Annotated in this window: 4 protein-coding genes and 1 pseudogene; 4 read left to right on the top strand and 1 reads right to left on the bottom strand. The window is 37.2% G+C overall.

Annotation, left to right across the window (positions count from 1 at the left end; all coding sequences use genetic code 11):
- Positions 1-592, bottom strand: a pseudogene (locus tag AC06OU_RS16455) (alpha/beta fold hydrolase); the annotation flags it as partial.
- A gap of 354 nt (positions 593-946) precedes the next feature.
- Between AC06OU_RS16455 and AC06OU_RS16450 the strand changes: the two are divergent.
- The 4 genes from AC06OU_RS16450 to AC06OU_RS16435 form a co-directional block, all read left to right on the top strand.
- Positions 947-1,879, top strand: coding sequence for a DUF1672 family protein (locus AC06OU_RS16450; protein ID WP_475857217.1), 933 nt, complete (start codon positions 947-949; stop codon positions 1,877-1,879).
- 14 nt (positions 1,880-1,893) lie between these two features.
- Entirely contained in the window at positions 1,894-3,975 is a 2,082-nt protein-coding gene (locus tag AC06OU_RS16445; protein ID WP_475857215.1) for an SA1320 family protein, read from the top strand.
- A 174-nt stretch (positions 3,976-4,149) separates the two neighbouring features.
- Positions 4,150-4,725: a TetR/AcrR family transcriptional regulator gene (locus tag AC06OU_RS16440; RefSeq protein ID WP_475857213.1), complete on the top strand. Its 576-nt coding sequence runs from the start codon at positions 4,150-4,152 to the stop codon at positions 4,723-4,725.
- 24 nt (positions 4,726-4,749) lie between these two features.
- The coding region (locus tag AC06OU_RS16435) for an MFS transporter (RefSeq protein ID WP_475857212.1) at positions 4,750-5,685 on the top strand (936 nt) is incomplete at its 3' end.

Genomic DNA, 5,685 nt, shown 5'->3' with positions numbered 1-5,685 from the left:
ATCCTCCATATTTCCTTTCTCTTTAGCTTGATCAATACAGTAGGCTAAGCTTTCTAGCTCACTATCTATTGTGTCACTCATTTGTCCTATACCAATATATGCATCATATTTTTCAGGAGATTGAAGTGCAGCCTGTAAAGCAATGTAAGTACCTGCAGAATGACCAATTAAAATAATTTTTTTCTCTATGAAGACGCTTTGAAATATAATCGGACATAGCTAACAGATCCTCTACCAATAAATCTGTTGAAAGATTAGAATAATCCTCCGTGAAATGATATGATTTTCCGCTTGCTCTTTGGTCATATTGAACAATTGTAAAATCTTTTTCTAATAAATCTTGGTATCGAGACGCATACGGTATTTCTGAGCTTCCTGGTCCTCCATGAACAAAAAGGAGAATAGGATTACCAATATCATTGCCACGAATCATTATTTCATGGTCACTTCCATTTACCTCCACTTGCTACAAAACATTAATGCTGTTTTTTTCTTGAATAGATGCTGTCCATGTAGGAGCCAAAAGTGCGCCCACTATAATTACTATAAATGATGCTAAGGTACATATTATTAATTTCTTTGTCTTTTTCATACGCCTAATCCCCTTTATCGGCCCTATTTTCTTCGACCCTAGTAAAGTATAACAATTTAGTAAAATTTTCTAGTAGGTCTCAAGAATGAAATGCTAGTACATCTTAAGGATGAATTTTTTTTATCCATTAAAATAGAACCAACCATTACTATCCCATTCATGAAACTAATATATATAAAGGAAGATTGACGTTCAATTAAATCCAAAGTCCTCATTTGATATATTATTCATAGAACCTTCCAACTATTTTTTCAAAATTCAAATAAAATATGAAGCTATTATTTTCATATCTACTAAGGTTTGATTACAATTAATAAAAACCGACAGTTTGAGCTTTAAAGCGGGAGGATTAATATGAAGAATAACAAAATGGCCGTAGCAATTGTTAGCACTACACTTTTATTAGGAGGCTGCAATATGGAAGTAGAAAGCAAAAAGGAACCTGAAATAATCGGTAAAGGAAATGTGGCTTTAGATTCTTCAAGCTTTGTTAGTGTTCAAGATTACACGGGTGAGGAATATACCCTACAGGACGGCACGGAAACAGATAAAATAGCTGAAGCGAATCGAGAGGAAATAGAACAAGCGGTAACGGATTTCTTTTTAAACAACTATAAAACAGAAGTGAAAATCCATAACATTGTGGGAGCTGTGGACGGTGCCTCTGTATTCGTTGAATCTTTAGGAGAACCTCATTTTTACACATTTGCCATTGTACCTATTGATATTGAAAAAGAAAAAGTAGAAACAGATAAAGTATGGTCTCAAGAGGGACAGATTGAAGATGCCATTACTACCGGGCTTTATGCGATGATCCATGATCAGGAATTTTCTACACTTGATAACTACTTAGAGAAACTCACTGAAGAAAACCCTATTGTAGGTACCCGTATGGAGGCAGTTGAAAAGGTAGGAGCTAATGGATTTGCAACTCCATATTATTATACAAGCGCTGCTGGTGAATACTTTACCGAGCTTTACAACAAGTATATAGAAAATCCTACCATTAGCAAAGAAGAGTTAAAAAGCTCCATGAAAAAGTATGATTTAGATTTAGATTCAGATCTAATGCTTATTACGATTACTTTATATATGAAAGAATCCGATACCGCTCCAGATGAAGTACTTTATGACACAATAGTTTCAGATATCGAGCAAATGGAAGGTCTACCTCGAGGCTCTTATTCTGTGATTTTACATGATAACTTGATAAACGCAGAATATGCGGACGGCTCCAAAAAAAGCTCGATAAACAAAACTGCCTTGAATGAAATTAGAAAAGAATAGGAGTGGAAATCTAGGTGACTACTATTAATCCTGTTTCTAACGTCCAGACAACTGACCAAGATTTAGTAGAATTAGCTGGTTTTCATGCATACCAACATTATACAATCGGTAAAATTGTAACTGTTAACGATAAAAAATTTAAAGTAGTAGATACCCAATATGGGATGTCCTCTGGCCTGGATGCTGTTACAGTCCAAAACCATGAAACGAAGGAATTGACGGTAGTTTATATTGGGAGTGAGGACAATAAGGATTGGATCGATACCAATGCAAAGCTACTCGCTGACACTCCCCCCGCACAAGTAGGTGATGCAAAAGAATACTTTGACTGGGTTAATACTAACCTTGGGAAAGTAGATTCCGTAACAGGTAACTCCCTAGGTGGAGGACTAACTAATGCTGTCGCTATTGAAAATCCTCAGGTGAGGGCTGTCACTTTGAATCCAGCCATCCTCCCTGCTGGTTTAGTAGATCCTACAATGATGTACGATAATATAACCAATTACTATAGCCGCTTTGACTTCCTTACGAGTACCGAGGAATCACTTGGACTCGGTAATAGAATACCAGGGAAAAAATATAACATTAATAATGGGGTGCCCCTGCTTTCCATGATTGGCCCGAATCATACAGGTTATGTAGATCCAGATAAAGATGGGAACTTTGTGATTGAAGTTGGTATAAAGGGACAGCCTGGACATGGATTTATCCATATTGGGGCAGACGATCATATTGTAAAAAGTATTTGGACAGGAAACCCTATTTATGCAGGCTATAGTGAAAAAATTGAAATTAATCAAGAAAATATGATTTTACTCTCCAATGGAATTAGAGACCAAGTAAAAGGTCGAATTACCAATGTCCAAGAGTATCTAAGTAACTCAGTCAGTATTGTGGAAGATGAGAATGCAAAATTCAGTCAGCGTGTCACCACACTTCAAGAGACATTCCAACAAAAGTTGGAGGAAATAGCTGTAGACCCACTATTTAAGGGAATAGCGGAGACAGGGGCCATTATCAAAGCAGCAATCGATGACTTAATCGACCTTCTTAATAAGGCTGAGGATCGCTGTCTTATATTAAACAGCATTCTAAACTCAAAGCCTGCAGAACTTATTGAGTTTATTACCTCCACTAACATAAGTGTAGAAACGCTCTTTGCTCCAGCCAGGGACTACTTAAACCAGCTTAAGCAAGATGTAGATCACCTAGTCGCTAGTGCCAACAATATCCTTTATAACGAAATCCCTGAACTATTTAGAGGAGGCACAGACAATTTTATTGATGCAGTTGTAGGGGAACTCGGTGCACATTATAATATCTTAAAGATAAATAAAGAAGAAGTATATAATCAATTAACTGAGTACGAAACTCAGATTAACGATATTGCCAATTCCTTTATTAACCGAGATGTGAGCTTAGCAGATGCTATCCAATCGGGGGCCACACCAGGAGAACGTGTAGATGCTGTTCAAAAAACAGAAATTAAAACAATTCAGGAATCTTCTTATTTGGTAATCGGAATGAAAATGAAGGAAGCCCAAGTACAATTAGCTCATAATACAATTGTGACTGTAGGAACAACGATATTAAGACCTATACTTTCTGGACTGGAACGTATTGTACTTTTAATAGAAGCTGCATTGACTGCCATTATTCTCGCTGTAAAGGCTGCTCAAAATATCGCCTTATATGGAAATCCAATCAGCTTGTTAATGAGCCTATTTACAGATTATGAGCAAAGAGTTAAAAGCGCTGTTGCTAGTGCTCTAGAGCCTCTCGTAGAAATGGAAGTCTTAATGGAAAGTTTCCGCGTTGGATTTAATCGGATGCATGCAAACCTACCGGAGATGCTTGATAACTTTAAGCCCTATCTGGATACTGCTATCTTTGAACCATCTAAGTTTGAAAATGTACGATTATACAATGTGGCAACCTTAGCTATTTTAGATGAAATGGAGCTACTGTTTAATGAAATCATTTACCAGCTAGCAGATGAAAAAGCTAATGCCATCGAAGAAACTTTAGAGGTCTCCAAAAACGTGTTAGGAAACTTACAGATCCTAAAGGAGCAAGTAGATAGAGGTACTCTATAATATAAAACTTTGGGACTCCGGTGCAGCGATGCTACATTAGAGTTCTTTTATTTTGCTTGCGTATGATATCTAGTTCTTCTGTTCTCTAGTCTTGCATTGTCTTCCAATAGTCTATATACTAGTCTTTGTGCCAAAAACAAACCGACCGTTCTGTTTTAGAAAGGAGTAAATAAGATGCCCCCAGGGATGGAAACTAAACAGCACCTTATCAAGACTGCAGGCCACTTATTTAGTTGTTATGGTTTTGAAGCGGTAAGTATCTCAACTATTATCAACGAAAGCAACACAACAAAAGGCGCCCTTTATCATCACTTTCCAAATGGTAAAGAAGAGCTACTCCTTGCCGCTATCCAATATACAGGAGATTTGTTACTAAGTGATACAAAAAATCTATTGAATAAATCTGCTGATCCTATTGAAATGTTATTAAATCAATTGAATATGATTGCTACGCAAATTGAGCAAAAGCATGAATTATATGGTGTTCCTATTGGTAATATTGCAGGAGAAATGGCTCTTAAAAATAATGAGATTCGTCTAGCCTGTGATCACGTTTTTAAAAGCTGGCAAAAATTAGTAAAAGAGAAGTTTATGGATTATGGTATGTCGGAAGAATGGGCAACTAATCTTGCCATAACATTAAACGCATTATTTGAAGGTGGGATATTGTTGAGCGTCACAAGCGCTTCTGGTGATCCATTAAGAGCTATCGCCAAGCAAATACCCAATTTAGTACCACCAAAACAGTAATTTATAATAGAGAGTAGGATTTACATGTCACAACCAATTAAAAAATTACCTATACTTTCTGCATTCTTAATAGCAGGCTTTGTAGGTCTCTTCAGTGAAACAGCACTAAACATGGCATTAGGACAACTAACTGTCGAGCTAGGAGTTGAACATACAACGATTCAATGGCTGACAACTGGCTTCCTGCTGACCCTAGGTATACTTGTCCCGATTTCCGGATTGCTAATCCAAAAGTTTACGACTCGTCAGCTATTCTTAACCTCCTTAACATTTTCTATCGTAGGGACAATAATTGCAGGACTTGCACCAACATTTTCTTTTTTATTGATGGCACGTATTGTACAAGCAGTTGGTACTGCTATCTTATTGCCTTTGATGTTTAATACGGTTCTACTAATCTTCCCAGTTGAAAAACGTGGATCTGCGATGGGTATCATGGGACTTGTCATTATGTTTGCACCGGCAATCTCTCCTACCGTATCTGGAATCATATTAGAATACTTAACTTGGCACTGGATTTTCTGGACTACACTTCCATTCCTTGTATTTGCTTTAGTTTTCGGCTATTTTTATATGCAAAATGTTAATGAACTAACTCATCCGAAGATTGATGTACTATCTGTTCTCTTCTCCAGTGTTGGATTCGGAGGAATTGTCTATGGCTTCAGCGTTGCTGGAGAAAATGGCTGGGGGAGTACTATTGTAATTGTAGCGTTAGCTGCAGGTATAATTGGTCTTGCTCTATTCACTTGGCGCCAGCTGAACATGGAAAAACCAATGATCAACTTAGAAGTATTAAAATACCCTATGTTTGTATTGGGACTAATCGCGGTATTTATCGCATTTATGTGTATTCTTTCTACCATGATCTTGCTGCCGCTTTACCTACAAACAGGCTTAGCCTTAGCAACATTTACAGCAGGTTTGGTATTGTTACCAGGTGGTGTCATTAACGGGATT

Source organism: Psychrobacillus sp. (assembly GCF_056205495.1).
Note: the sequence above shows the minus strand (reverse complement) of the source record. Positions and strands in the feature narration are given on the sequence as shown.

Bases quoted from the DNA above. Each gene is read 5' to 3' on its own strand.
- AC06OU_RS16450 (WP_475857217.1), top strand. From the start codon at position 947: ATGAAGAATAACAAAATGGCCGTAGCAATTGTTAGCACTACACTTTTA.
- AC06OU_RS16440 (WP_475857213.1), top strand. From the start codon at position 4,150: ATGCCCCCAGGGATGGAAACTAAACAGCACCTTATCAAGACTGCAGGC.